Annotated in this window: 23 protein-coding genes and 1 pseudogene; 12 read left to right on the forward strand and 12 right to left on the reverse strand. The window is 53.6% G+C overall.

Translation table 11 applies throughout. The features are described from left to right. Nucleotides 1–28 precede the first annotated feature (28 nt). Nucleotides 29–1,519, reverse strand: a complete 1,491-nt coding sequence (locus FCH32_RS16875) for a nicotinate phosphoribosyltransferase (protein ID WP_174361236.1) — start codon at nucleotides 1,517–1,519, stop codon at nucleotides 29–31. 14 nt (nucleotides 1,520–1,533) lie between these two features. Further along, nucleotides 1,534–2,394 (reverse strand): ribose-phosphate diphosphokinase, encoded by an 861-nt coding sequence (gene prs / locus FCH32_RS16880; protein WP_174361237.1) that lies wholly within the window; start codon nucleotides 2,392–2,394, stop codon nucleotides 1,534–1,536. A 192-nt stretch (nucleotides 2,395–2,586) separates the two neighbouring features. On the opposite strand from prs, the gene FCH32_RS16885 reads away from it, so the two are divergent. The 4 genes and pseudogenes from FCH32_RS16885 to FCH32_RS16900 all read left to right on the forward strand — a co-directional run bounded on the left by FCH32_RS16885 (nucleotide 2,587) and on the right by FCH32_RS16900 (nucleotide 5,547). Then, nucleotides 2,587–3,306: an NUDIX hydrolase gene (locus FCH32_RS16885; protein WP_117342452.1), complete on the forward strand. Its 720-nt coding sequence runs from the start codon at nucleotides 2,587–2,589 to the stop codon at nucleotides 3,304–3,306. Between the two features lie 35 nt (nucleotides 3,307–3,341). Next, nucleotides 3,342–4,404 (forward strand): annotated as a pseudogene (locus tag FCH32_RS16890) (hydrolase). Between the two features lie 2 nt (nucleotides 4,405–4,406). Beyond that, nucleotides 4,407–4,625, forward strand: a complete 219-nt coding sequence (locus FCH32_RS16895; RefSeq protein ID WP_096759303.1) for a YheU family protein — start codon at nucleotides 4,407–4,409, stop codon at nucleotides 4,623–4,625. A 52-nt stretch (nucleotides 4,626–4,677) separates the two neighbouring features. Further along, nucleotides 4,678–5,547, forward strand: coding sequence for a phosphoribulokinase (locus FCH32_RS16900; RefSeq protein ID WP_096759302.1), 870 nt, complete (start codon nucleotides 4,678–4,680; stop codon nucleotides 5,545–5,547). 72 nt (nucleotides 5,548–5,619) lie between these two features. Here the strand turns inward: FCH32_RS16900 and FCH32_RS16905 are convergent, their stop codons facing one another. Then, complete coding sequence (locus tag FCH32_RS16905) at nucleotides 5,620–6,024, reverse strand: OsmC family protein (RefSeq protein WP_096759301.1); 405 nt, start codon at nucleotides 6,022–6,024, stop codon at nucleotides 5,620–5,622. A 309-nt stretch (nucleotides 6,025–6,333) separates the two neighbouring features. On the opposite strand from FCH32_RS16905, the gene crp reads away from it, so the two are divergent. Continuing rightward, nucleotides 6,334–6,966 (forward strand): cAMP-activated global transcriptional regulator CRP, encoded by a 633-nt coding sequence (gene crp / locus FCH32_RS16910; RefSeq protein WP_000242758.1) that lies wholly within the window; start codon nucleotides 6,334–6,336, stop codon nucleotides 6,964–6,966. 51 nt (nucleotides 6,967–7,017) lie between these two features. After that, on the forward strand, nucleotides 7,018–9,105 hold the full coding sequence (locus tag FCH32_RS16915; protein WP_115257320.1) for a YccS/YhfK family putative transporter: 2,088 nt from the start codon (nucleotides 7,018–7,020) through the stop codon (nucleotides 9,103–9,105). A 99-nt stretch (nucleotides 9,106–9,204) separates the two neighbouring features. Here the strand turns inward: FCH32_RS16915 and argD are convergent, their stop codons facing one another. From argD to ppiA, 5 genes are all read right to left on the reverse strand, one after another. After that, entirely contained in the window at nucleotides 9,205–10,422 is a 1,218-nt protein-coding gene (gene argD, locus FCH32_RS16920; RefSeq protein ID WP_117342454.1) for a bifunctional acetylornithine/succinyldiaminopimelate transaminase, read from the reverse strand. A gap of 85 nt (nucleotides 10,423–10,507) precedes the next feature. Then, entirely contained in the window at nucleotides 10,508–11,071 is a 564-nt protein-coding gene (gene pabA, locus FCH32_RS16925) for an aminodeoxychorismate synthase component 2 (protein ID WP_137399884.1), read from the reverse strand. Between the two features lie 31 nt (nucleotides 11,072–11,102). Then, nucleotides 11,103–11,705, reverse strand: a complete 603-nt coding sequence (locus FCH32_RS16930) for a putative adenosine monophosphate-protein transferase Fic (RefSeq protein WP_117342456.1) — start codon at nucleotides 11,703–11,705, stop codon at nucleotides 11,103–11,105. Further along, nucleotides 11,695–11,862, reverse strand: a complete 168-nt coding sequence (locus FCH32_RS16935) for a YhfG family protein (RefSeq protein ID WP_115257317.1) — start codon at nucleotides 11,860–11,862, stop codon at nucleotides 11,695–11,697. The genes FCH32_RS16930 and FCH32_RS16935 overlap by 11 nt, the downstream gene beginning before the upstream one ends. Before the next feature lie 107 nt (nucleotides 11,863–11,969). Further along, complete coding sequence (gene ppiA, locus FCH32_RS16940; RefSeq protein WP_096759295.1) at nucleotides 11,970–12,542, reverse strand: peptidylprolyl isomerase A; 573 nt, start codon at nucleotides 12,540–12,542, stop codon at nucleotides 11,970–11,972. Between the two features lie 264 nt (nucleotides 12,543–12,806). Between ppiA and tsgA the strand changes: the two genes are divergently transcribed. The 6 genes from tsgA (at nucleotide 12,807) to FCH32_RS16970 (ending at nucleotide 19,902) form a co-directional block, all read left to right on the forward strand. Continuing rightward, nucleotides 12,807–13,988, forward strand: coding sequence for an MFS transporter TsgA (gene tsgA / locus FCH32_RS16945; RefSeq protein ID WP_115257316.1), 1,182 nt, complete (start codon nucleotides 12,807–12,809; stop codon nucleotides 13,986–13,988). A gap of 271 nt (nucleotides 13,989–14,259) precedes the next feature. After that, a complete protein-coding gene (nirB, locus tag FCH32_RS16950; protein WP_174361238.1) occupies nucleotides 14,260–16,803 on the forward strand; it encodes an NADPH-nitrite reductase large subunit in 2,544 nt (847 codons plus the stop codon). Next, complete coding sequence (gene nirD, locus FCH32_RS16955; RefSeq protein WP_115257314.1) at nucleotides 16,800–17,126, forward strand: nitrite reductase small subunit NirD; 327 nt, start codon at nucleotides 16,800–16,802, stop codon at nucleotides 17,124–17,126. The genes nirB and nirD overlap by 4 nt, the downstream gene beginning before the upstream one ends. Nucleotides 17,127–17,299: 173 nt before the next feature. Then, nucleotides 17,300–18,109, forward strand: a complete 810-nt coding sequence (gene nirC / locus FCH32_RS16960; RefSeq protein WP_174361239.1) for a nitrite transporter NirC — start codon at nucleotides 17,300–17,302, stop codon at nucleotides 18,107–18,109. Nucleotides 18,110–18,120: 11 nt separating this feature from the next. Further along, nucleotides 18,121–19,494 (forward strand): siroheme synthase CysG, encoded by a 1,374-nt coding sequence (cysG, locus tag FCH32_RS16965; RefSeq protein WP_137362546.1) that lies wholly within the window; start codon nucleotides 18,121–18,123, stop codon nucleotides 19,492–19,494. A gap of 240 nt (nucleotides 19,495–19,734) precedes the next feature. Then, nucleotides 19,735–19,902 carry a DUF4223 family protein gene (locus FCH32_RS16970; RefSeq protein WP_096759289.1) on the forward strand — a complete coding sequence of 56 codons (168 nt, stop codon included), beginning with the start codon at nucleotides 19,735–19,737 and terminating at the stop codon, nucleotides 19,900–19,902. A 106-nt stretch (nucleotides 19,903–20,008) separates the two neighbouring features. Here the strand turns inward: FCH32_RS16970 and trpS are convergent, their stop codons facing one another. The 4 genes from trpS to dam are packed head-to-tail and all read right to left on the reverse strand — an operon-like array spanning nucleotide 20,009 to nucleotide 23,288. Continuing rightward, nucleotides 20,009–21,013: a tryptophan--tRNA ligase gene (gene trpS, locus FCH32_RS16975; RefSeq protein ID WP_096759288.1), complete on the reverse strand. Its 1,005-nt coding sequence runs from the start codon at nucleotides 21,011–21,013 to the stop codon at nucleotides 20,009–20,011. Next, nucleotides 21,006–21,764 (reverse strand): phosphoglycolate phosphatase, encoded by a 759-nt coding sequence (gene gph, locus FCH32_RS16980; protein ID WP_174361240.1) that lies wholly within the window; start codon nucleotides 21,762–21,764, stop codon nucleotides 21,006–21,008. Before gph ends, trpS begins: the two co-directional genes overlap by 8 nt. Then, on the reverse strand, nucleotides 21,757–22,434 hold the full coding sequence (gene rpe / locus FCH32_RS16985) for a ribulose-phosphate 3-epimerase (RefSeq protein WP_174361241.1): 678 nt from the start codon (nucleotides 22,432–22,434) through the stop codon (nucleotides 21,757–21,759). Before rpe ends, gph begins: the two co-directional genes overlap by 8 nt. Nucleotides 22,435–22,451: 17 nt before the next feature. Next, nucleotides 22,452–23,288 carry an adenine-specific DNA-methyltransferase gene (dam, locus tag FCH32_RS16990; RefSeq protein ID WP_115257312.1) on the reverse strand — a complete coding sequence of 279 codons (837 nt, stop codon included), beginning with the start codon at nucleotides 23,286–23,288 and terminating at the stop codon, nucleotides 22,452–22,454. Nucleotides 23,289–23,377 lie beyond the last annotated feature (89 nt).

A 23,377-nucleotide genomic window follows, 5' to 3' on the forward strand; every position in this document is an offset into this window, starting at 1 on the left:
GCGGGTATCGCTACCCGCTTGCAGGAAATTATTTTTGCGCCGCCAGGCGCTGGCGGATATCGTCGAAATGTTGACGGTGATAAAGCTTACCGTCGAGGAAGCGGGTTTTCAGCTCGCCTTCCTGCTCCTGTTGCCAACGTTGTTCATCATGCAGTCGTAACTCGCCCTGCTCATCACGTGCAACGCGCAGCAGCCCGCGGGCAGAGCGTTTCAGACCATTGTCGGTTTTCGGCTCCTTAAAGATGGTCCGGCCTTTACCGTTCACTTCTCCCCAGGTCGCTTTCATCGCAAAGCCAAAGGTATCTCGCGTGTTGTACTGATAGGTAAACGATCCCACCCCGAACACCACGTTTGAGCTGGCAAAGCCTTTAGCCTCGAGGCGACGCAAGATTTCATTCGCCCGCTCCAGCGTAATGGAGTCGCCATAAATCAGCCCTACATGCGGGTCGAGCACCTTATACCCTTTGGCGTTTACCGTACCGCCAAAAATCTCCCACAGCACCTCCACGGAACCTTTTTCCTCTGGCGTACGTTCGGCACGGTTATCGTCATCTAACCCAGTGCCACACAGAATATCGACCGGGTTACCGCTGTCCGGGCGGAACACCACCCGCCCCTCACGCGCCAGAATGATGTGCTTCAGTTCCCGGGTATACTCCGTCAGCACCTGCCAGTAGTCCCAGGTATCGGAGACTATCGACACAAATCCCTGCGGGTACAGATCGGCAATCAGACGACGGAAGGTTTCGATCTCGTGTTCGCGCTCGCCCATGCACATCACGCTGTGCTCGGTGGCTGGAATGCTGGCGCCGATGAAATACGCCTCGCCGTCGGTGTAGTAATCACGGGCATACAGCAGCGACGGAATACTGTCAGTGCCTTTAAAGCTCAGCAGATGCCCGCCGCCCGCCTGCATGGTGTCCTGCAATCCTGACATACCGCGAAACGAAAAGTCATGGCACTGGAAGTCAAGGTGCGTCATATCGCTACAGGTTTTTTCTGCCCAATGCGCACAGATTTTGCGGTAGTGATGCGCGATGGTGGCATTGGTTGAGGCTTTCCACAGCTCAGCCGACAGTACCGTCTCGAGGTAATTCACCAGCCAGAAAAACTCAGGTTGAGTATTGATGATGGTTAATACCGGCACAGCCATCGGGACTTTGCTGCCTTCATCCAGTGCTTTAATGTGCAACGGCAGATAACCCAGCTGATGCAGCGCACGAATGTGATCAACCGCCACGGCATCTTTTCCCAGATACCCGTCCATCACCTGTTTGTATTCACTGACCACCTCTTCCTGCGGTCGGGCAAAGAACGCCTCGTTAAACAAATCAACCAAAAACCACTGCAAAAAACCCTGCAGACCGAAGAACACCAGCTTGCCATCCGGCAACGGCGACGAGAAAAAGCGATCGCTGCGCGGGGTAAAGTTGGAATAGACCCGGCTGGTGCCCTGCGGATACTGCACGCGGTGAGACACTTTGTAGCCATCAATAGCCAAGATTGGATTCATTTTCATAACAGGTGTCTCCCTCAGGCGCGGTAAATCGCGTCAATGTCGATAAGTTCAAGCTGCGGATGGGCCAGCGTAGAGGACGCTAACGATGTGGTGGTGTAAACGGCGTCAATGCCGTTGGCAAACAGGTGCTCAACGCCCTTAGAAAAGATCCCGTGGGTGACGTACAGGCTGACGCTGCGCGCGCCGGCATCGCGTAAAACCTGGGCAGAGCCAATGAAGGTGCCGCCAGCGTCGCACAGGTCGTCGACAATCAGCACATCCCGGCCTTTAACATCCCCGGCAACCAACGCGAAACCCGTCAGGTTGCCGCTGGCGACATCGCGTTTTTTGCTCAAAATGGCGTACTCAGCAACCCCTGCGGCTCTGGCGACAGCATCAATTTTCTTTAATGCTCCGGCATCAGGAGCCACCAGCATCAGCGCATTTTGCTGGAACTGGCGCTGCAAGGTCACGCTTTGCAGCAGACAGACTTCCTGGGGAAGAGTGATGAAATTATCGATAGCCGCTGCCGCCGCGTCGCTGTGTGGATCAAGTACCTTCACCTTGTCGAACTGCAACGTATTGAGCTGACGGGCAAAAACCTTCAGCGCAAAGCTGTCGCCCGCAACCATATGTCGGTCCTGGCGCGCCCACGGCAGCCAGGGAAGTTCAAGATGGCTGACCCGTACATCGGTCTGATGGCGCACCGCGTCGACCAACTGCGCCAACAGCATAAAGTCGTTCATATCGCGCATCGCCGTGGCACGAATGCGCATCTGGTGAGCGAAGGATGGCAACGCGTCGGTGACTTTCAACCAGACGGCCCCATCAGGAAAAATACCGCTGGCAATAGCGTAAGCCTGGTCATCCAGCGTTAAGGTTAATTTTACGCTCATCTCGCTTCCCCTTTAAATTGTGTCCCTTCGACACAATTAATAATGTCCCTAAGACAATTATTAAGCAAGCATAAAATAAAGTATTTTTGAACGTGCGCTAATCAACTGATAATCAATGGAAAAAAAACGTACCTTGCCCACCGATACCGGGCTGGTACACTTGGCAGCGTTGCACATCATCGTGAGTACCTTATGACCACCGAAGCCGACTACCTGAATCAGTACGATGCCCGCCGCTTTCCCTCCCCGCTGGTAACGGTGGATAGCGTGTTGTTTACCGTGCATCAACAGGCGCTGTGCGTGCTGCTGGTCGAACGGGCAAACCAGCCGCAGAAAGGACGTTGGGGATTACCCGGCGGCTTTATTGATATGGCACACGATGATTCCACTCGCGCCACAGCGCTGCGTAAACTCACTGAAAAAACAGGCGTTTCGCCTTCGTGGCTGGAACAGCTGGACACATTTTCCGGGCCAGATCGTGACCCGCGTGGCTGGAGCCTGACGGTCACCTGGTTTGCGCTGATCGCCTGGGTGGACTGCGAACCGCATATTGCCAGCGTCAGCGATGCCCGCTGGGTCCCGGTTGATAAGCTTGCCGACTATCCGCTGGCCTTCGACCACCAGGCGATCATTGATGCCGCCCTGAACCGGCTGCGGCAAAAAACGAAGTATTCTTTACTGCCCGTTTATTGTTTGCCGGATACCTTTACCCATGGTCAGCTACAGGAAGCCACAGAGGTTATCCTCGGCCAGCCGATTCAGCGCAAAAGCCTGATCCGCCGCTTTGAGGCCTCAGATATGTTTGAAGATACCGGTGAAAGCATGGCCACCGGCACGCGGAAAGCCCGCCTGTGGCGACGTAAACCGGGTGTGGATTTTCATCTTTTCTCACGTAACCTGCTGGCTGAATAAGTACAAAATCACATATTGGCTAACCCGCAGGCTCTGTGCGCGGTATAGTTGCTGTTTTCGATGATTAATTGCTCTGGTGTTATGGTTGAAATCACTCCAACAGAAATGAATCTCCCTGCCGATGATTCGCGAGAATTCCGCCCGATGCGCGGGATCAGTAATCGCCATCTGCAGACCATGCTGCCGCGTTTAATTCGCCGTAAGGTGAAGTTCGACGCCCACTGGCAGCGTCTGGAATTACCCGACGGCGACTTTGTCGATCTGGCATGGAGTGAAGATCCGCATCAGGCGAAGCACAAACCGCGTCTGGTGGTTTTTCACGGTCTGGAAGGTAGCCTGAACAGCCCGTACGCCCACGGTCTGATTGAGGCGGCGCAAAAGCGCGGTTGGTTAGGCGTGGTGATGCATTTTCGCGGCTGCAGCGGCGAGCCGAATCGCCTGAACCGCATTTATCACTCCGGCGAGACCGAGGACGGTACCTGGTTTTTACGCTGGCTGGAGCGCGAGTTCGGCCGCGTGCCAACCGCAGCGGTCGGCTACTCGCTCGGTGGCAACATGCTGGCCTGCCTGTTGGCCAAAGAAGGGAACGCTATCCCGATTGATGCCGCGGTTATTGTCTCCGCCCCCTTTGTGCTGGAGGCCTGTAGCTATCATATGGAAAAAGGGTTCTCCCGCGTTTACCAGCGCTATCTGCTTAATCTGTTAAAAGCCAATGCCTCGCGTAAGCTCGAAGCTTATCCTGGCTCGCTGCCGGTAAGCCTGGCACAGCTGAAGTCCCTGCGCCGCATTCGTGACTTTGACGATCTGATCACCGCCAAAATCCACGGTTTTGCCGATGCGATAGACTATTATCGTCAGTGTAGCGCCATGCCACTACTCAACCTGATCGCCAAACCGACGCTGATTATTCACGCCAAGGACGATCCTTTTATGGATCACCACGTGATCCCCAAACCGGAAAATCTGCCCTCACAGGTGGAATATCAGTTAACCGAGCACGGTGGACACGTCGGGTTTATTAGCGGCACGCTGCGCCATCCTGAGATGTGGCTGGAATCCCGTATCCCCGACTGGCTGACAACGTATCTGGAGGCATAATCATGCAGATCCCCTGGCAGGACTTATCCCCTGAAGCGCTGGACAATCTGATTGAAAGCTTTGTCTTGCGCGAAGGTACCGATTATGGTGAACATGAACGTTCGCTCGAACAAAAAGTCGCCGACGTCCGACGCCAGTTACAATCTGGCGAAGCTGTACTGGTATGGTCAGAACTGCATGAAACGGTCAACATTATGCCGCGAAAACAGTTTCGCGAATAACCCGCAGCCGGCGGCTGACTATAATAAAAACTAACCTATCCATGGAGTTATTATGTCTGCCAAACATCCGGTGATTGCGGTAACAGGATCCAGCGGCGCGGGGACCACCACCACCAGCCTCGCGTTTCGTAAAATTTTCGCCCAGTTAAATCTGCGCGCCGCCGAGGTGGAAGGCGACAGTTTTCACCGCTATACCCGTCCGGAGATGGACATGGCGATCCGCAAAGCGCGCGACGCCGGGCGACACATCAGTTACTTCGGCCCCGAAGCCAACGACTTCGGCCTGCTGGAACAAACCTTCAGCGAGTACGGCCAGACCGGCAAAGGCCAGTCACGAAAATATCTGCACACCTACGATGAGGCCGTACCGTGGAATCAGGTTCCGGGAACGTTTACCCCGTGGCAGCCGCTGCCTGAACCCACAGACGTCTTATTCTATGAAGGCCTGCACGGTGGCGTGGTGACGCCGCAGCAAAACGTGGCGCGGCATGTTGATCTGCTGGTCGGCGTGGTACCGATCGTCAATCTGGAGTGGATCCAGAAGCTGACCCGCGACACCAGCGAGCGCGGTCACTCCCGCGAGGCGGTAATGGATTCGGTGGTACGTTCAATGGACGACTACATTAATTACATCACCCCGCAGTTTTCCCGTACGCATATTAACTTCCAGCGTGTACCGACCGTCGACACCTCCAATCCTTTTGCCGCCAAAAGCATTCCGTCACTGGATGAAAGCTTTGTAGTGATTCATTTTCGTAATCTGGAAGGCATCGACTTCCCGTGGCTGCTGGCGATGCTGCAGGGCTCATTCATTTCTCATATCAATACATTAGTGGTGCCGGGCGGCAAGATGGGGCTGGCGATGGAATTGATTATGCTGCCGCTGGTCCAGCGACTGATGGAAGGCAAAAAAATCGAGTGAAGCGTGGGAAGTGCCCGATGGCGTTACGCTTATCGGGCCTACAAATCAACATCATCCATCCGGCATCAGGGATTACGCGGCAATCACTTCATAGGAATGGGTAATATTCACCGCTTTTTCCAGCATCAGCGCCACGGAGCAGTATTTTTCCGCGGAGAGATCGACGGCGCGAGACACCGAAGCGTCTTTCAGATCGTTGCCGGTAACGATGAAATGCAGATTAATATGGGTAAACAGACGCGGCGCTTCTTCACGACGCTCGGAAGTGAGCTTCACTTCGCAGTTGGTCACATCCTGACGACCCTTTTGCAGGATCGACACCACATCAATGGCACTACAGCCACCCGCAGCCATGAGTACCATTTCCATCGGGCTCGGCGCTTTATCACCGGAGTTACCGTCCATCAAGATTTGGTGGCCTGAGGCGGACTCACCGAGGAAGGTTAACCCCTCAACCCACTTTACACGCGCTTGCATATTTCGTAACTCCAATGTTTCAATTTTCCTGACAGATTACGCGTACATAACAATTCTCGCAACGGAAGGCGACCTGAGTCATGCTGAAGCGAGACACCAGGAGACACACGGCGAAAGCTATGCTAAAACAGTCAGGATGCTACAGTAATACATTGACGTACTGCATGTATGCAGAGGACATCACATTACAGGCTGCAGTTCACTTTTTAGCAGCCCCTTTCCCAGGTAGCGGGAAGCATATTTTTGCAACCCCAGAGGCAGCGTCGTGTTCTGACTCTGGAGACAGCTTATAACAGAGGATAACCGCGCATGGTGCTTGGCAAACCGCAAACAGACCCGACTCTCGAATGGTTCTTGTCTCATTGCCATATTCATAAGTACCCATCGAAGAGCACGCTGATTCACCAGGGTGAAAAAGCGGAAACGTTGTATTACATCGTTAAAGGCTCAGTGGCAGTGCTGATCAAAGATGAAGAAGGGAAAGAAATGATCCTCTCTTATCTGAATCAGGGCGATTTCATTGGTGAATTAGGCCTGTTTGAAGAAGGCCAGGAACGTAGCGCCTGGGTACGTGCCAAAACCGCATGTGAAGTTGCTGAAATTTCATACAAAAAATTTCGTCAATTAATCCAGGTTAACCCGGATATTCTGATGCGCCTGTCTTCTCAGATGGCTCGTCGCCTGCAGGTAACGTCCGAAAAAGTGGGCAACCTGGCCTTCCTGGATGTCACCGGTCGTATCGCCCAGACCCTGTTGAACCTGGCGAAACAACCTGACGCGATGACCCACCCGGACGGCATGCAGATCAAAATCACCCGTCAGGAAATTGGCCAGATCGTTGGCTGCTCCCGTGAAACCGTTGGTCGTATCCTGAAAATGCTGGAAGATCAGAACCTGATCTCCGCGCACGGTAAGACCATCGTCGTCTACGGCACGCGTTAACCTCGTCGAAATGGCGCGTTACCTGGTAATGCGCCATTTTTGTTTGCACCGATGTGGCGAAGACTGATTTATCACCCCGAGATCAACTACGCACTACGACAAACGCTGGTGCTGTGTTTACCCGTGGCTGTCGGTCTTATCATCGGTCAGCTTCATCTGGGGCTGCTGTTCTCCCTCGTCCCCGCCTGCTGCAATATTGCCGGTCTTGATACCCCGCATAAGCGATTTTTTAAACGCTTAGTTATTGGCGCGTCACTGTTTGCCGGATGCAGCCTGATCATGCAGCTATTGCTGGCAGAAAGCATTGCGCTCCCGCTGATCCTTACCGGCCTGACGCTGATTCTCGGCGTGACCGCCGAGTTAAGCCCGCTGCATGCACGACTGCTGCCCGCCTCACTGATTGCGGCAATTTTCACGCTAAGCCTGGCTGGCAACATGCCGGTCTGGGAACCGCTGCTGATCTATGCGCTGGGAACTTTGTGGTACGGCGCGTTCAACTGGTTCTGGTTCTGGCTGTGGCGTGAGCAGCCGCTGCGCGAATCGCTCAGCCTGTTATATCGCGAACTGGCCGATTACTGTGAAGCGAAATACAGCCTGCTAACCCAGCACGTCGATCCCGAAAAAGCGCTGCCCCCGCTGCTGGTTCGCCAGCAAAAAGCGGTGGATCTGATCACCCAGTGCTATCAGCAAATGCATATGCTGTCGGCGCATCACAACAACGAGTACAAACGCCTGCTACGGGCCTTTCAGGAGGCGCTGGATTTGCAGGAGCATATTTCCGTCAGCCTGCATCAACCAGAAGAGGTGCAGAAGCTGGTCGAACGCAGTCATGCAGAACAGGTGATTCGCTGGAATGCGCGCACCGTCGCCGACCGGTTACGAGTACTGGCAGATGACATTCTGTATCACCGCTTGCCAACACGCTTTTCGATGGAAAAACAGATTGGCACGCTGGAGAAAATTGCCAACCAGCACCCGGAAAACCCGGTCGGGCAGTTTTGCTACTGGCACTTTAGCCGCATTGCCCGCGTGCTGCGCACCCAGCGTCCGCTGTATGCCCGAGATTTAATGGCCGACAAACAGCGCCGCCTGCCGTTACTCCCGGCCCTGAAAAACTATCTGTCGCTGAAATCTCCCGCGTTGCGTAATGCCGGGCGTATCAGCGTCATGCTGAGCATCGCCAGCCTGATGGGCAGCGCCTTACACCTGCCCAAACCTTATTGGATCCTGATGACGGTCCTGTTCGTCACGCAAAATGGCTACGGTGCCACGCGGGTACGCATTCTGCATCGTTCGCTGGGTACGCTTGTCGGGCTGGTGATTGCCGGCGTCACGCTGCACTTTCATATTCCGGAAGGGTTTACACTGGCGGCCATGCTGGTCATCACCCTCGTCAGCTATCTGATCATGCGCAAAAACTACGGCTGGGCCACCGTCGGGTTTACGGTTACGGCGGTGTATACCCTGCAGTTGCTGACGCTGAACGGAGAACAGTTTATTGTGCCGCGCTTTGTCGATACGGTGCTGGGCTGTTTGATTGCCTTTGGCGGCACGCTCTGGCTGTGGCCACAGTGGCAAAGCGGCCTGCTGCGCAAAAACGCCCACGATGCGCTGGAAGCCGACCAGGAAGCCATTCGCCTTATCCTCAGCAACGATCCACAGGCCACACCGCTGGCGTATCAGCGTATGCGGGTCAACCAGGCGCATAACACGCTGTTTAACTCACTGAACCAGGCGATGCAGGAGCCAGGATTTAACTCACATTACCTGGCCGATATGAAACTGTGGGTCACGCACAGCCAGTTCATCGTCGAACATATTAATGCGATGACCACGCTGGCCCGGGAACACACCATGTTGACGCCGGATTTGGCGCAGCGGTATCTGCAGTCCTGTGAAATTGCGATTCAGCGCTGTCAGCAGCGGCTGGAATATGACGGGCCGGGGAGCTCCGGTGATGTGAACATTCTCGAGTCGTCGGAGATGCTGTCCCACGGTCCATTAAGTACCCTGGAGCAGCATCTGCAACGTATACTGGGGCATCTGAATACCATGCACACCATTTCGTCGGTGGCATGGCGTCAACGCCCGCACCACGGTATCTGGCTGAGCCGCCGGTTGCGGGATATGAAAGGTTAAGATCGACTGCCGGATGCGCTACGCTTATCCGGCCTACGAATCACACCTTACCCTGTAGGCCGGATAAGGCGTTTACGCCGCCATCCGGCAATCAACCAATCAGCCCACCACCTTCGCTACCGCCTGCGCAAAGCGCTGCATCCCTTCATCGATATCCGCCTCTTCCACCACCAGCGATGGCGCAAAACGCATGACGTCCGGCCCCGCGTTCAGCACCATAACGCCTTCATGAGCAGCGGCGTAGAGGAAATCACGCGCCCGACCTTTGAACTGCGGCTTCAGCTCCGCGCCAATCAGCAGCCCCATACCGCGAATATCGCTAAAAATGTCATACTGAGCATCTATTTTCTGTAAATGCGCAACAAATGCCTGACGTTTGACCTGCACACCGTCCAGCACGTCCGGCGTGTTGATAATATCGAACGCCGTCTCTGCAACCGCACAGGCCAGCGGGTTACCGCCGTAGGTTGAACCGTGCGAACCGACATGGAACGCAGAAGCGATTTCCTGAGTGGTCAACATCGCGCTCACCGGGAAACCGCCGCCAAGGGCTTTGGCGCTGGTCAGGATATCCGGCGTCACGCCGTAGTGCATATAGGCAAACAGGTCGCCGGTACGCCCCATACCACACTGCACTTCATCAAACACCAGCAATGCCTGATGCTGATCGCACAGTTCGCGCAGGCCCTGCAGGAATTCCGGCGTGGCGGCCATAACACCCCCTTCGCCCTGAATTGGCTCGACCACCACCGCGCAGGTGTGATCGTCTATCACCGCTTTTACCGCATGCAGGTCGTTAAACGGTACATGGATAATGTCCGCCGGTTTTGGCCCAAAGCCGTCAGAATATTTTGGCTGCCCACCGACGGAAACGGTAAACAGCGAGCGGCCATGAAACGCATTATGGAAGGCGATAATTTTGGTTTTGAACGGACTATGGCGGACGCAGGCATAATGGCGTGCCAGCTTAAAGGCGGTTTCATTGGCTTCGGTGCCAGAGTTCATGAACAGCACGCGTTCGGCAAAGGTCGCATCAATGATTTTGCGGCCTAAGCGCAGTGCAGGCTCATTGGTGAAAACGTTACTGGTGTGCCACAGGGTTTCGCCCTGCGTTTTTAACGTTTCGACCAAGGCCGGATGGCAATGCCCTAACGCGGTAACTGCAATACCACCCGCGAAATCAACATACTCTTTACCCTGTTGATCCCAGACTCGACTTCCTTTCCCTTTGACCGGAATAAACTCTGCCGGTGCATAAATCGGCAGAATCACTTCATCGAATGTCGCGCGCGTAATTGCAGTTTGTTCAGTTGCCATGTCATTACCACCCAGTTAAGCAGAAATGCTAGTGAAATTATAATCACAAAATATGAATAAAAAGTCACTGAATAGCAACTACAAATCACCGATTGAGGAAATTAGCCAGCAGCTGATGCCCCTGCTCACTGAGGATACTCTCCGGGTGAAACTGCACGCCTTCCAAATCCCACTCGCGGTGGCGAATGCCCATAATCTCCTGCGTTTCACTCCAGGCCGTTACCTCAAAGCAGGCCGGCAGCGTCTCAGGTGCAACCACCAGAGAGTGGTAGCGCGTCACCGTTAGCGGGTTCGCCAGCCCCTGAAAAACGCCCTGCCCGGTATGCGTAATCGGGGAGGTCTTACCGTGCATGACTTTCGCCGCCCGCACGACGCTGGCACCAAACGCCTGCGCCATCGCCTGGTGGCCCAGACAGACGCCCAGCATCGGGGTTATTCCCGCATAGTGACGGATGACATCCAGCGAAATCCCGGCATCATCCGGCGTGCAGGGACCGGGGGAAATAACGATTTTTTGCGGACTTAACGCATCAATTTGCGCCAGCGTCAGCTCGTCGTTGCGCCTGACAAGGACCTCTGCGCCCAGTTCGCAGAAATATTGATACAGGTTCCAGGTAAAAGAATCGTAGTTATCGATAAGCAGGATCATGGCGGCTCCGGTACAGAAAAACCGCGCTATTCTACCCAGTTTCTCGGGCTTCGCTTACCACTTTACGAAATATCGCCCGCAGCGCCGACAGGTCGCCCATCGCACCACTCTGGTTGGCCTGATTCCACTCTTCGACCGGGATACCCTCCCAACTGAGCATATACCCGGCATGAACCGCTAACTGTTCGAAGAAAATACGTTGGGCCAGACCGCTGCCAATACGAAATGGGTGTAGCACATTAATTTCGCAATAATAATGCGCAAGTCGGTCGATAAACTTATCCGCCGACAGCCCTACCAGCCAGGACTCGTCTTCCAGGTCCTGCATCAGCGCGTTGCCCTCTTTCTCAATGTAAGCAAAGTGGCAGAAGCGGGTATCGCCCTGGTAAATATCGACCTCGCGTAGATGGCCCGCCCAGTCAAAAATATCCTGATAGAGCTGGCGATGAATAGCGCACAGATGCGGCAGGCCGCGTTTTAGCGGGCCCAGCCCAATCGTCGCCGCCCGCAGCGCCGTCAATTCGTAGGCCGCCTGCGCCAGACGCTGGGCCTGATGGACCCCGAGACGATTACGCATCACGTTCAGGCCCGGATACAAATAGGGATCTCGCCCATCACCGAATTTATCGCTCATAGTGCCTCCTCAATTCTTCAAGGCGCGCCAGGGCATCTTCAGCGCTCAGCGTAACCCGTGGAATCTCCACGCCTTCCAGACGTCGGCTAGCCTGGAAATTGCCGTTTCGCAGTTGCTCCCAAAGACAGGACTTTTGTTTATCGGTGAGTTTTTTCACGTGACCTCCCTGAATGAGCCAGCACTTGCCACAAGTATAAGCAGCAATTTCGGGTTACGCAGAGAAGGGAGAGAACGCGGGCAGGAACCGCCCGCGCAAAAATACGATTACGGCAGGACTTTCGCAGACAGGATAACAATCGGTTTGGACGGAACGTTCTGGTAAGGGCCGACGTCGTGGGTCGGTACCTGAGCTATCTTATCCGCGACATCCATCCCCTTCACCACTTTACCAAAAACGGCATAGCCGAAGTCACGCTGGCCGTGATCGAGGAAAGCGTTGTCCGCAATGTTGATAAAGAACTGGCTGGTCGCGCTGTCTTTGTCTGCGGTCCGCGCCATGGCAATGGTGCCACGGGTATTGCGCAGCCCGTTATCGGCTTCATTTTTGATAGGCGGGTTAGGTTTCTTCTGCTGCATCTGCTCGGTAAAACCGCCGCCCTGTACCATAAACCCAGGGATCACACGGTGAAACGTGGTGTTGTTATAGAAACCACTATTTACATAATCGACAAAGTTTTGCACTGAAACCGGGGCCTTTTGGCTGTTCAGCTCCAGCTCAATGTTACCAGCAGAGGTCGTCAGCAGTACACGTGGGTCACCTTTCGCTGCCAGTGCTGCGGGAGAGAGGGCAGAAAGAGCGAGAACAGCTGCAACAGCCGCCAGAGTCGATTTGAGCATGAGAATTCCTTTACAAGAGCAGAAATGAAGCAAGTGAATTGATTCTAAAGAGCCTTCCATGACAAGGCCATCCCTTTACTTAATTTTACGAACCTGAAACAAATGTAAATGCTTTGCAACGCGCATCAATGTGATCATGATCACATTGAAATATGTAATAGAAACAGCAGTTGCTAAAAAATATTTAAATACATCAACAAAACGCCTAAAATCCGCCCGCTCACGGCGCCTTCAATGCGCCTTACACTTCTATACAGGCCAGTCATGACTAACAGCAATCGTATCAAGCTCACATGGATCAGCTTTCTCTCCTACGCCCTGACAGGCGCGTTGGTTATTGTCACCGGGATGGTGATGGGAAACATCGCAGACTATTTCCATTTGCCCGTTTCCAGTATGAGTAACACCTTCACCTTTCTGAATGCCGGTATTCTGATCTCTATTTTTCTGAATGCGTGGTTGATGGAAATTGTCCCGTTGAAAACGCAACTACGTTTTGGCTTTATTCTGATGCTGCTGGCTGTCGCCGGACTGATGCTCACGCATAGCCTGGCGCTGTTCTCCGCCGCCATGTTTGTGCTGGGGGTCGTCAGCGGGATCACCATGTCGATTGGTACTTTCCTGGTCACCCAGATGTATGAAGGTCGCCAGCGTGGATCTCGCCTGCTGTTTACAGATTCCTTCTTCAGCATGGCGGGCATGATTTTCCCGATGGTTGCCGCGTACCTGCTGGCACGTAGCATCGAATGGTACTGGGTCTACGCCTGTATCGGCCTGGTGTACGTCGCCATTTTCCTGCTGACCTTTGGCTGTGAGTTCCCGGCGCTGGGTAAACACGCGCAGCAACCGGAAACACCGGTGGCGAAAGAGAAGTGGGGCATCGGTGTGCTGTTTTTGTCCATCGCCGCGCTGTGCTACATCCTCGGTCAGTTGGGTTTTATCTCCTGGGTGCCGGAATACGCCAAAAGCCTCGGCATGAGCCTGAACGATGCAGGTAAACTGGTCAGCGATTTCTGGATGTCCTACATGGTGGGTATGTGGGCGTTTAGCTTTATCCTGCGCTTCTTTGATTTGCAGCGTATCCTGACCGTGCTGGCAGGACTGGCAACCGTATTGATGTATCTCTTCATCACCGGTACGCCAGAGCACATGCCGTGGTTCATCCTGACGCTGGGCTTCTTCTCCAGCGCCATCTATACCACCATTATCACCCTCGGCTCCCAGCAGACTAAAGTGGCCTCACCGAAGCTGGTTAACTTCGTCCTGACCTGCGGCACCATTGGGACCATGTTAACCTTCGTGGTGACCGGTCCGATCGTTGCCCACAGCGGTCCTCTGGCCGCACTACAAACCGCGAATGGCCTGTATGCTGTGGTATTCGTGATGTGCTTTATCCTTGGGTTTGTCACGCGTCATCGCCAGCATAACGCACCGGCTGTGCAGTAAACCTGAATGCCGGATAGCGGCTCTGATTATCCGGCATTTATCACTCCCCTTTCTAACCCTTAGGATCCTGACCTATTCACACTAAAACCCCTTAATTTGTACGCTAATCATACAAACATGAAAAGCCTGTCAATTCCGTGACTTATAAAAACGCTGACAAATCAGTTATATACCTCTTAAGGAGTATATAAGGGCGAAATTGATTTGTATCAATAAGCGGGGTTGCTGAATCGTTAAGGTAGGCAGTAATAGAAAAGAAATCGAGGCAAAAATGAGCAAAGTCAGACTCGCTATTATCGGTAATGGTATGGTCGGCCATCGCTTTATTGAGGATCTTCTTGATAAATCCGATGCGGACAAGTTTGATATTACCGTCTTCTGTGAAGAACCCCGCAAAGCATACGACCGCGTACACCTGTCTTCTTACTTCTCTCACCACACTGCTGAAGAGCTGTCTCTGGTGCGTGAAGGCTTCTACGAGAAGCACGGCGTGAAGGTATTAGTCGGCGAACGCGCGATTACCATCAACCGCCAGGAGAAGGTGATCCACTCCAGCGCTGGTCGTACGGTTTATTACGATAAACTGATCATGGCAACCGGCTCCTACCCGTGGATCCCGCCAATTAAAGGTTCGGAAACGCAGGACTGTTTCGTTTACCGTACCATTGAAGACCTCAACGCCATTGAGTCTTGCGCTCGTCGCAGTAAACGCGGCGCCGTTGTCGGTGGTGGCCTGCTGGGTCTGGAAGCCGCAGGTGCCCTGAAAAGCTTAGGCGTTGAAACCCACGTGATTGAATTCGCCCCGATGCTGATGGCTGAACAGCTGGATCAGATGGGTGGCGAGCAGTTACGTCGCAAAATTGAAAGCATGGGCGTGCGTGTGCACACCAGCAAAAATACCAAAGAGATCGTCCAGCAAGGCACTGAAGCGCGTAAAACCATGCGCTTTGCCGACGGCAGCGAACTGGAAGTCGACTTCATTGTCTTCTCCACCGGTATTCGCCCGCGCGACAAACTGGCAACCCAGTGCGGCCTTGATGTGGCACAGCGTGGCGGTATCGTGATCAACGACACCTGCCAGACCTCTGACCCGGATATCTACGCTATCGGCGAATGCGCCAGCTGGAACGACCGCGTTTATGGCCTGGTCGCACCGGGGTACAAAATGGCGCAGGTCGCCGTTGACCATATTCTCGGTAGCAAAAACGCGTTCGAAGGCGCAGACCTGAGCGCCAAGCTGAAACTGCTGGGCGTAGATGTCGGCGGTATCGGCGACGCACATGCGCGTACACCGGGCGCCCGTAGCTACGTTTACCTCGACGAAAGTAAAGAAGTCTACAAACGCCTGATCGTCAGCGAAGATAACAAAACGCTGCTGGGCGCGGTTCTGGTGGGTGACACCAGCGATTACGGCAACCTGCTGCAGCTGGTGCTGAACGCCATCGAACTGCCGGAAAACCCGGACTCACTGATCCTGCCAGCACACTCAGGCAGCGGTAAGCCGTCCATCGGCGTGGATAAACTGCCGGACAGCGCGCAGATTTGTTCCTGCTTCGACGTCACCAAAGGCATGCTGGTTGCCGCCATTAACAAAGGCTGCCACACCGTTGCAGCGCTGAAAGCCGAAACCAAAGCCGGTACTGGCTGCGGTGGTTGTATTCCGCTGGTTACCCAGGTGCTGAATGCCGAACTGGCGAAACAGGGCATCGAAGTCAACAACAACCTGTGCGATCACTTCCCGTACTCACGTCAGGAACTGTTCCATCTCATCCGCGTGGAAGGCATTAAAACCTTCGAGGAATTGCTGGCGAAACACGGTAAAGGTTACGGCTGCGAAGTATGTAAACCAACCGTCGGTTCCCTGCTGGCCTCCTGCTGGAATGAATACATCCTCAAGCCGCAGCACACGCCGCTGCAGGATACCAACGACAACTTCCTGGCCAACATCCAGAAAGACGGTACCTACTCCGTTATCCCACGCTCTGCCGGTGGCGAAATTACCCCGGAAGGTCTGGTTGCCGTGGGCCGTATCGCTCGTGAGTTCAATCTGTACACCAAGATCACCGGTTCTCAGCGTATTGGTCTGTTCGGCGCGCAAAAAGATGACCTGCCGGAAATCTGGCGTCAGTTGATTGAAGCGGGCTTCGAAACCGGTCATGCGTATGCTAAAGCGCTGCGTATGGCGAAAACCTGCGTGGGTAGCACCTGGTGCCGTTATGGTGTCGGCGATAGCGTAGGCTTCGGCGTTGAGCTTGAAAACCGCTACAAGGGCATTCGTACCCCGCACAAAATGAAGTTTGGCGTCTCTGGCTGTACCCGTGAGTGCGCAGAAGCCCAAGGTAAAGACGTGGGTATCATCGCTACTGAAAAAGGCTGGAACCTGTACGTCTGTGGTAACGGCGGGATGAAACCACGCCATGCGGATCTACTGGCAGCGGATCTCGACCGTGAAACGCTGATGAAATACCTTGACCGCTTCATGATGTTCTACATCCGTACTGCGGACAAACTGACCCGTACCGCACCGTGGTTAGATAACCTGGAAGGCGGCATCGAGTATCTGAAGTCTGTCATCATTGACGACAAACTGGGCCTGAACGAGCATCTGGAAGAAGAGATGGCGCGTCTGCGTGAAGCCGTCGTATGCGAGTGGACAGAAACCGTCAACACGCCGTCCGCGCAGGTTCGCTTCAAGCACTTTATCAACAGCGATAAACGCGATCCGAATGTCCAGGTTGTGCCTGAACGTGAACAACATCGCCCGGCCACGCCGTATGAGCGTATCCCGGTCACTCTGGTGGAGGAAAACGCATGAGCCAGTGGAAAAACATCTGCAAAATCGATGACATTCTGCCTGCAACAGGCGTCTGCGCCCTGTTAGGTAAAGAGCAAGTCGCGATTTTCCGTCCTTATCACAGCGACCAGGTGTTTGCGATCAGCAACATCGACCCGTTCTTCCAGTCCAGCGTACTTTCACGCGGGATTATTGCTGAGCACCAGGGCGAGCTATGGGTTGCCAGCCCGCTGAAAAAACAGCGCTTCCGCCTCAGCGACGGTCTGTGCATGGAGGACGAAAGTCATTCCGTGGCGCACTACGAAGCCCGGGTGAAAGACGGCATGGTGCAGTTGCGCGGTTAGTAAATTATTGGGAGGCGCAATGCCTCCCTTTTTAGACGTATTGGTAGGCCTTTTTAGTAGGCCTGATAAGCGTAGCGCCATCAGGCACATTGCCGGATGGCGGCATAACTGCCTTATCCGGCCTACGGTTACGATTTTATTTTACTTTTTGTTCTTCAAGGATAATCAAACACATGTTTACAGACACTATCAATAAGTGTGCGGCTAACGCTGCGCGCATTGCACGCCTGTCGGCCAACAACCCATTCGGTTTCTGGGTCAGTTCCGCCATGGCGGGCGCTTATGTCGGTCTCGGCATCATTCTTATTTTCACTCTCGGCAATCTGCTTGATCCATCCGTACGCCCTCTGGTGATGGGTGCAACCTTTGGTATTGCCTTAACGCTGGTGATTATTGCCGGTTCAGAGTTGTTTACCGGGCACACCATGTTCCTGACGCTTGGCGTCAAAGCGGGCACCATCAGCCACGGTCAGATGTGGGCCATTCTGCCGCAAACCTGGCTGGGAAATCTGCTCGGTTCCGTGTTCGTCGCCCTGCTGTACAGCTGGGGTGGCGGTAGCCTGCTGCCGGTCGATACCAGCATCGTACATAGCGTTGCCCTGGCGAAAACTACAGCCCCTGCCAGCGTACTGTTCTTTAAAGGTGCGTTGTGTAACTGGTTGGTTTGCCTGGCAATCTGGATGGCGATCCGTACTGAAGGTGCGGCGAAGTTCCTCGCCATCTGGTGGTGCCTGCTGGCGTTTATCGCTTCCGGCTATGAACACTCCGTTGCCAACATGACGCTATTTGCGCTCTCCTGGTTCGGTCATCACAGCGATGCCTATACCTTGTCCGGAATTGGCCATAACCTGCTGTGGGTGACACTCGGTAATACTTTGTCCGGTGTCGTATTCATGGGGTTGGGTTATTGGTATGCTACGCCAAAATCGGAGCGTCCCGTTCCGGCAAAAATCAACCAAACTGAGGCTGCTGCCAATAATTAAGGGGTAATGTCGTGGATCATTTGCCTATATTTTGTCAACTACGTGACCGCGACTGCTTGATCGTCGGCGGTGGTGATGTCGCAGAACGCAAAGCGCGGTTACTGCTGGAAGCAGGCGCCCGTTTAACGGTTAATGCGCTAGCGTTTATTCCACAGTTCACCGTATGGGCAAATGAAGGCATGCTGACGCTGGTTGAGGGGCCGTTTGACGAAGCCCTGCTCGACTCCTGCTGGCTGGCGATCGCCGCCACCGATGACGATGCCGTCAACCTTCGCGTCAGCAACGCCGCTGAATCACGTCGCATCTTCTGTAACGTGGTCGACGCCCCAAAAGCGGCCAGTTTCATCATGCCCTCCATTATTGACCGTTCACCACTGATGGTGGCGGTCTCCTCTGGCGGCACCTCTCCTGTTCTGGCACGACTGCTGCGTGAAAGGCTCGAATCCGTGTTGCCACAGCATCTGGGCCAGGTCGCGCAGTATGCAGGACAGCTGCGTTCCCGGGTGAAAAAGCAGTTCGCCAGTATGGGTGAACGTCGCCGCTTCTGGGAAAAGCTGTTTGTTAACGACAGGCTGGCGCAGTCTCTGGCAAACGACGATCGGCAGGCAATAGAAGAAACGACCGAGCAGATGCTCAGCGAACCGCTGGACCATCGTGGCGAAGTAGTGCTGGTTGGTGCCGGTCCAGGCGATGCCGGACTGCTGACGCTGAAAGGGCTACAACAGATCCAGCAGGCCGATGTCGTGGTGTATGACCGCCTGGTTTCCGATGACATCATGAACCTTGTTCGTCGCGATGCCGATCGTATTTTCGTCGGCAAGCGTGCGGGTTATCACTGCGTACCGCAGGAAGAGATCAACCAGATCCTGCTAAACCAGGCGAAACAGGGCAAACGCGTAGTGCGCCTGAAAGGCGGCGACCCGTTCATCTTTGGTCGCGGTGGCGAAGAGCTGGAAACCCTGTGCCACGAAGGTATCCCGTTCTCTGTTGTTCCCGGTATTACCGCGGCGTCCGGCTGTTCTGCCTATTCCGGCATTCCGCTGACGCATCGTGATTACGCCCAGAGCGTACGCCTGGTCACCGGACACCTGAAGACCGGCGGCGAGCTGGACTGGGAAAACCTGGCAGCAGAAAAACAGACGCTGGTGTTCTATATGGGGCTGAATCAGGCGGCCACTATCCAGGAAAAATTGATCGCGTTTGGGATGCCAGTAGACATGCCGGTTGCGCTGGTCGAAAACGGGACCTCCGTGAAACAGCGCGTTGTCAATGGTGTACTGACGCAACTCGGTGAACTGGCGCAACAGGTGGAAAGCCCGGCGCTGATCATTGTTGGTCGCGTGGTTGGCCTGCGCGATAAGCTGAACTGGTTCTCAAACCATTAATATTCAGGCGCTATGTTTTCTGCATAGCGCCGTCTTTTGATTACTCTTCCAGTCATTATCCTTCATCTTTACTCATCATCAATTATTATTATTTAAAAATTCTTAAACCTACTATTAAGTTAAAAGAACAAGTAATAACTTCCTGGTCGCGTTATATATAGCAAGCTTAATTCACTACGTGTTTTTCGAAGCATATGGAATTGGCATACTGATATTTTATTGATTGATAGGGATTATTAAATGAAAAACATGCTTAAAGCTGCTGCAGTATTGCTGGCTCTCTCCACATTGACTGCCTGCACCGGTAGCGTTCAGAACAAAAACAAGACCTGTGATTACGATTATTTTCTGCACCCAGCCATTTCTATTTCTAAAATCATTGGCGGCTGCGGTGACACTGCGCTGTAATTATTTATATTCCGTATAAATATATAAAGCCGGGTTATCTCCCATGCCGTTATAATATTAAACAGTATGGGAGATAATCCGGCTTTTATTTTAGCCGTACGTTACATTACGGCTTCGCAACAAATCCAATTGCTTCATACACCGCTTTCAGTGTTTCTGCTGCGCGCGCACTGGCTTTTTCTGCACCATCTTTCATCACTTGCTGCAAGAAGGCTTCATCGTTACGGAAACGGTGGTAACGTTCCTGAAGCTCAGTCAACATACCGGAAACGGCATCGGCAACTTCACCCTTCAGGTGGCCATACATCTTGCCTTCAAAGTGCTGCTCCAGTTCTGGGATGCTCTTACCCGTTACGGCAGAGAGAATATCCAGCAAGTTGGCAACACCCGCTTTATTCTGCACATCGTAACGAACAACTGGCGGCTCATCGGAATCCGTCATGGCGCGTTTGATTTTCTTCACCACAGATTTCGGATCTTCCAACAGGCCGATCACGTTGTTGCGGTTGTCATCCGACTTAGACATTTTCTTCGTCGGCTCCAGCAGGGACATCACGCGCGCACCGGATTTCGGAATAAACGGCTCAGGCACTTTGAAGATGTCACCATACAGTGCGTTAAAACGCTGGGCGACGTCACGGCTCAGTTCCAGGTGCTGTTTCTGATCTTCCCCTACCGGTACCAGATTGGTCTGGTACAGCAGAATATCGGCTGCCATCAGTACCGGGTAGTCGAACAGACCGGCATTGATGTTTTCAGCGTAACGGGAAGATTTATCTTTGAACTGGGTCATGCGGCTCAGTTCACCAAAATAGGTGTAGCAGTTCAGCGCCCAGCCTAACTGTGCATGTTCCGGCACGTGGGACTGAACGAAAATGGTGCTTTTCTCAGGATCGATACCACACGCCAGATACAGCGCCAGCGTATTCAGCGTAGCATTACGCAGCTTCTGCGCGTCCTGGCGGACGGTGATAGCATGCTGGTCCACGATACAGTAGATGCAGTGGTAATCATCCTGCATGTTTACCCATTGACGCAGCGCACCCATATAGTTGCCAATGGTCAATTCACCTGAGGGCTGTGCGCCACTAAAAACGATGGGCTTAGTCATTTTTCAATTCCTGATTTTCGCTATGCGGAAGCCCGAGTGCGGGCAGAAGGTCATTAATGCTGTCATATATTACATCCGGCTGGCTGAGGTCGATCCCTTCACCGTAGTTATACCCATACGTAAGACCAACCGAAGGACAGCCAGCGGCTTTTGCCGCCTGAATATCATTGCGCGAATCACCCACAAAGAGCAATTTTTCAGGCGCAATCCCCATACGTGAGGCCACTAGCAGCAGCGGATCGGGATGCGGTTTTTTATTTTTCACGTCGTCACCGCCGATGACCACACTAAAATACTTGGCGATGTCCAGTGCGTTAAGCAGCGGTGCCACAAACGGTGTCGGCTTGTTGGTTACCAGACCTAACGGCAGGCCTTTCGCATACAGCGCGCCCAGCGTATCGGCAACGTGGGGAAATAAGAACGTCCCTTCTTCGGCAACATCACCGTAATAGCGGTCAAACAGCTTACGTAAAATACGCACCTGCTCAACGGCAGGAATGTCGTCATCGATGGGCGGTTTGCCCGTCGTTTTACGCAGCGTAGCGCGCTCAAGGCGAGCCCAGGTGAGTGCACGCTCCATCAATACATCTGCGCCATTACCAATCCAGGTAATCACACGTTCTTCGCCTGCAGTGGGTAATTCCAGCGCGTACAGCGCCATATCCACTGCGGCGGCTAATCCCGGCGCGCTATCAACCAGCGTACCGTCGAGGTCAAAAGCTACGCCCCGAATATCCTGAAATTTATCCATGACTTACCTTCGCCAGTTCATGGCGCATTTCATCAATGACTTTTTTGTAGTCAGGTTGGTCGAAAATCGCGGAACCTGCGACAAACATATCCGCACCCGCTGCGGCGATTTCGCCGATATTGTTCACCTTAACGCCGCCATCAACTTCCAGACGAATGTCATAGCCAGACTCATCAATACGACGGCGGACTTCACGCAGTTTTTCCAGCGTTTGCGGAATGAAAGATTGGCCGCCAAAACCGGGGTTAACGGACATCAGCAGGATCACATCCAGCTTATCCATAACGTAGTCCAGGTAGCTCAGCGGCGTGGCCGGGTTGAACACCAGGCCCGCTTTACAGCCATTCTCTTTGATCAGCTGTAAGGTGCGATCGACGTGTTCGGAGGCTTCCGGGTGAAAAGTAATGATGCTGGCGCCAGCGGCAGCGAAGTCCGGGATAATACGGTCAACCGGCTTCACCATCAGATGCACATCAATAGGGGCGGTAATCCCATAATTGCGTAGCGATTTCAGTACCATCGGCCCGATAGTCAGGTTAGGTACATAATGGTTGTCCATGACGTCGAAGTGCACGACATCGGCACCGGCGGCCAGAACGCTCGCGGTGTCCTCACCCAGGCGGGCAAAATCAGCCGACAGAATTGAGGGGGCAATCAAATACTGTTTCATCCGCTTCTCCTTGAGAATTATTTTTTCGCAGGCGTTACGACTCCTGGTTTGTACAGAGCCAGCAGTTCATTCACCTTTTTACGTGTGCCGCCGTTGCTGCTTATACTGCGCCGCACTTTTACCTGAAAATGCTTCGCCGCTCGGTACCACTCGCGCGTATCGGGCGTGTCATGGTTCGAAATTAACACCGGGATCTGCTTACTGACCAGCTTTTCTGCCATTTCGGCCAGATGCGCCTGCTCTTTCGGGCTAAAGCTATTGGTGTGATACGCGGTGAAATTCGCCGTCGCCGACAGCGGCGCATAAGGCGGGTCGCAATAAACCACAGAGTTGATATCAGCACGCTCCATGCACTCTTCATAGGAGAGGCAATGAAACTCTGCATTCTGCGCTTTTTCGGCAAAATGATACAACTCTGCTTCCGGGAAGTAGGGTTTTTTATAACGGCCAAACGGCACGTTAAATTCGCCACGCAGGTTGTACCGACACAGGCCGTTGTAACCAAAACGGTTGAGGTATAAGAACAGTACCGCACGTCGGAACGGATCCTGGCTGGCGTTAAATTCTGTCCGAAACTGATAGTACACCTCAGACTGATTGGTCTCAGGGACAAACAGCTCGCGCGAAGCCTGCACATACTCATCGGTACGCGACTTCACGATGTTATAGAGACTGATGAGGTCGCTGTTGATATCGGCAAGAATATAACGAGAAAAGTCGGTGTTGAGGAACACCGACCCTGCACCCACGAAGGGTTCGACAAGACATTCGCCCTGAGGCAAATGCCGTTTGATATCATCAAGCAGGGGGTATTTTCCCCCTGCCCACTTCAGAAAAGCGCGATTTTTTTTCATGCTGACTAACTAATTACACCTTCTCCGGCTGTGGAGAAAGCTCCGACAGCATCCTGCGCTTTAGTCTTTGTCCCGCAATTGGGCGAAAC

Source organism: Citrobacter gillenii (assembly GCF_013337685.1).
In the GTDB taxonomy this organism is placed as follows: Bacteria; Pseudomonadota; Gammaproteobacteria; order Enterobacterales; family Enterobacteriaceae; genus Citrobacter; species Citrobacter gillenii.

What these genes read in the sequence shown, in the direction of transcription:
- crp (WP_000242758.1), top strand. Translation starts at nt 6,334, where the DNA reads ATGGTGCTTGGCAAACCGCAAACAGACCCGACTCTCGAATGGTTCTTG.
- argD (WP_117342454.1), bottom strand. Translation starts at nt 10,422, where the DNA reads ATGGCAACTGAACAAACTGCAATTACGCGCGCGACATTCGATGAAGTG.
- FCH32_RS16905 (WP_096759301.1), bottom strand. Translation starts at nt 6,024, where the DNA reads ATGCAAGCGCGTGTAAAGTGGGTTGAGGGGTTAACCTTCCTCGGTGAG.
- FCH32_RS16900 (WP_096759302.1), top strand. Translation starts at nt 4,678, where the DNA reads ATGTCTGCCAAACATCCGGTGATTGCGGTAACAGGATCCAGCGGCGCG.
- ppiA (WP_096759295.1), bottom strand. Translation starts at nt 12,542, where the DNA reads ATGCTCAAATCGACTCTGGCGGCTGTTGCAGCTGTTCTCGCTCTTTCT.
- trpS (WP_096759288.1), bottom strand. Translation starts at nt 21,013, where the DNA reads ATGACTAAGCCCATCGTTTTTAGTGGCGCACAGCCCTCAGGTGAATTG.
- pabA (WP_137399884.1), bottom strand. Translation starts at nt 11,071, where the DNA reads ATGATCCTGCTTATCGATAACTACGATTCTTTTACCTGGAACCTGTAT.
- FCH32_RS16885 (WP_117342452.1), top strand. Translation starts at nt 2,587, where the DNA reads ATGACCACCGAAGCCGACTACCTGAATCAGTACGATGCCCGCCGCTTT.
- gph (WP_174361240.1), bottom strand. Translation starts at nt 21,764, where the DNA reads ATGGATAAATTTCAGGATATTCGGGGCGTAGCTTTTGACCTCGACGGT.
- FCH32_RS16970 (WP_096759289.1), top strand. Translation starts at nt 19,735, where the DNA reads ATGAAAAACATGCTTAAAGCTGCTGCAGTATTGCTGGCTCTCTCCACA.
- nirB (WP_174361238.1), top strand. Translation starts at nt 14,260, where the DNA reads ATGAGCAAAGTCAGACTCGCTATTATCGGTAATGGTATGGTCGGCCAT.
- dam (WP_115257312.1), bottom strand. Translation starts at nt 23,288, where the DNA reads ATGAAAAAAAATCGCGCTTTTCTGAAGTGGGCAGGGGGAAAATACCCC.
- FCH32_RS16875 (WP_174361236.1), bottom strand. Translation starts at nt 1,519, where the DNA reads ATGAAAATGAATCCAATCTTGGCTATTGATGGCTACAAAGTGTCTCAC.
- nirD (WP_115257314.1), top strand. Translation starts at nt 16,800, where the DNA reads ATGAGCCAGTGGAAAAACATCTGCAAAATCGATGACATTCTGCCTGCA.
- rpe (WP_174361241.1), bottom strand. Translation starts at nt 22,434, where the DNA reads ATGAAACAGTATTTGATTGCCCCCTCAATTCTGTCGGCTGATTTTGCC.
- nirC (WP_174361239.1), top strand. Translation starts at nt 17,300, where the DNA reads ATGTTTACAGACACTATCAATAAGTGTGCGGCTAACGCTGCGCGCATT.
- tsgA (WP_115257316.1), top strand. Translation starts at nt 12,807, where the DNA reads ATGACTAACAGCAATCGTATCAAGCTCACATGGATCAGCTTTCTCTCC.
- prs (WP_174361237.1), bottom strand. Translation starts at nt 2,394, where the DNA reads ATGAGCGTAAAATTAACCTTAACGCTGGATGACCAGGCTTACGCTATT.
- FCH32_RS16895 (WP_096759303.1), top strand. Translation starts at nt 4,407, where the DNA reads ATGCAGATCCCCTGGCAGGACTTATCCCCTGAAGCGCTGGACAATCTG.
- FCH32_RS16930 (WP_117342456.1), bottom strand. Translation starts at nt 11,705, where the DNA reads ATGAGCGATAAATTCGGTGATGGGCGAGATCCCTATTTGTATCCGGGC.
- FCH32_RS16915 (WP_115257320.1), top strand. Translation starts at nt 7,018, where the DNA reads ATGTGGCGAAGACTGATTTATCACCCCGAGATCAACTACGCACTACGA.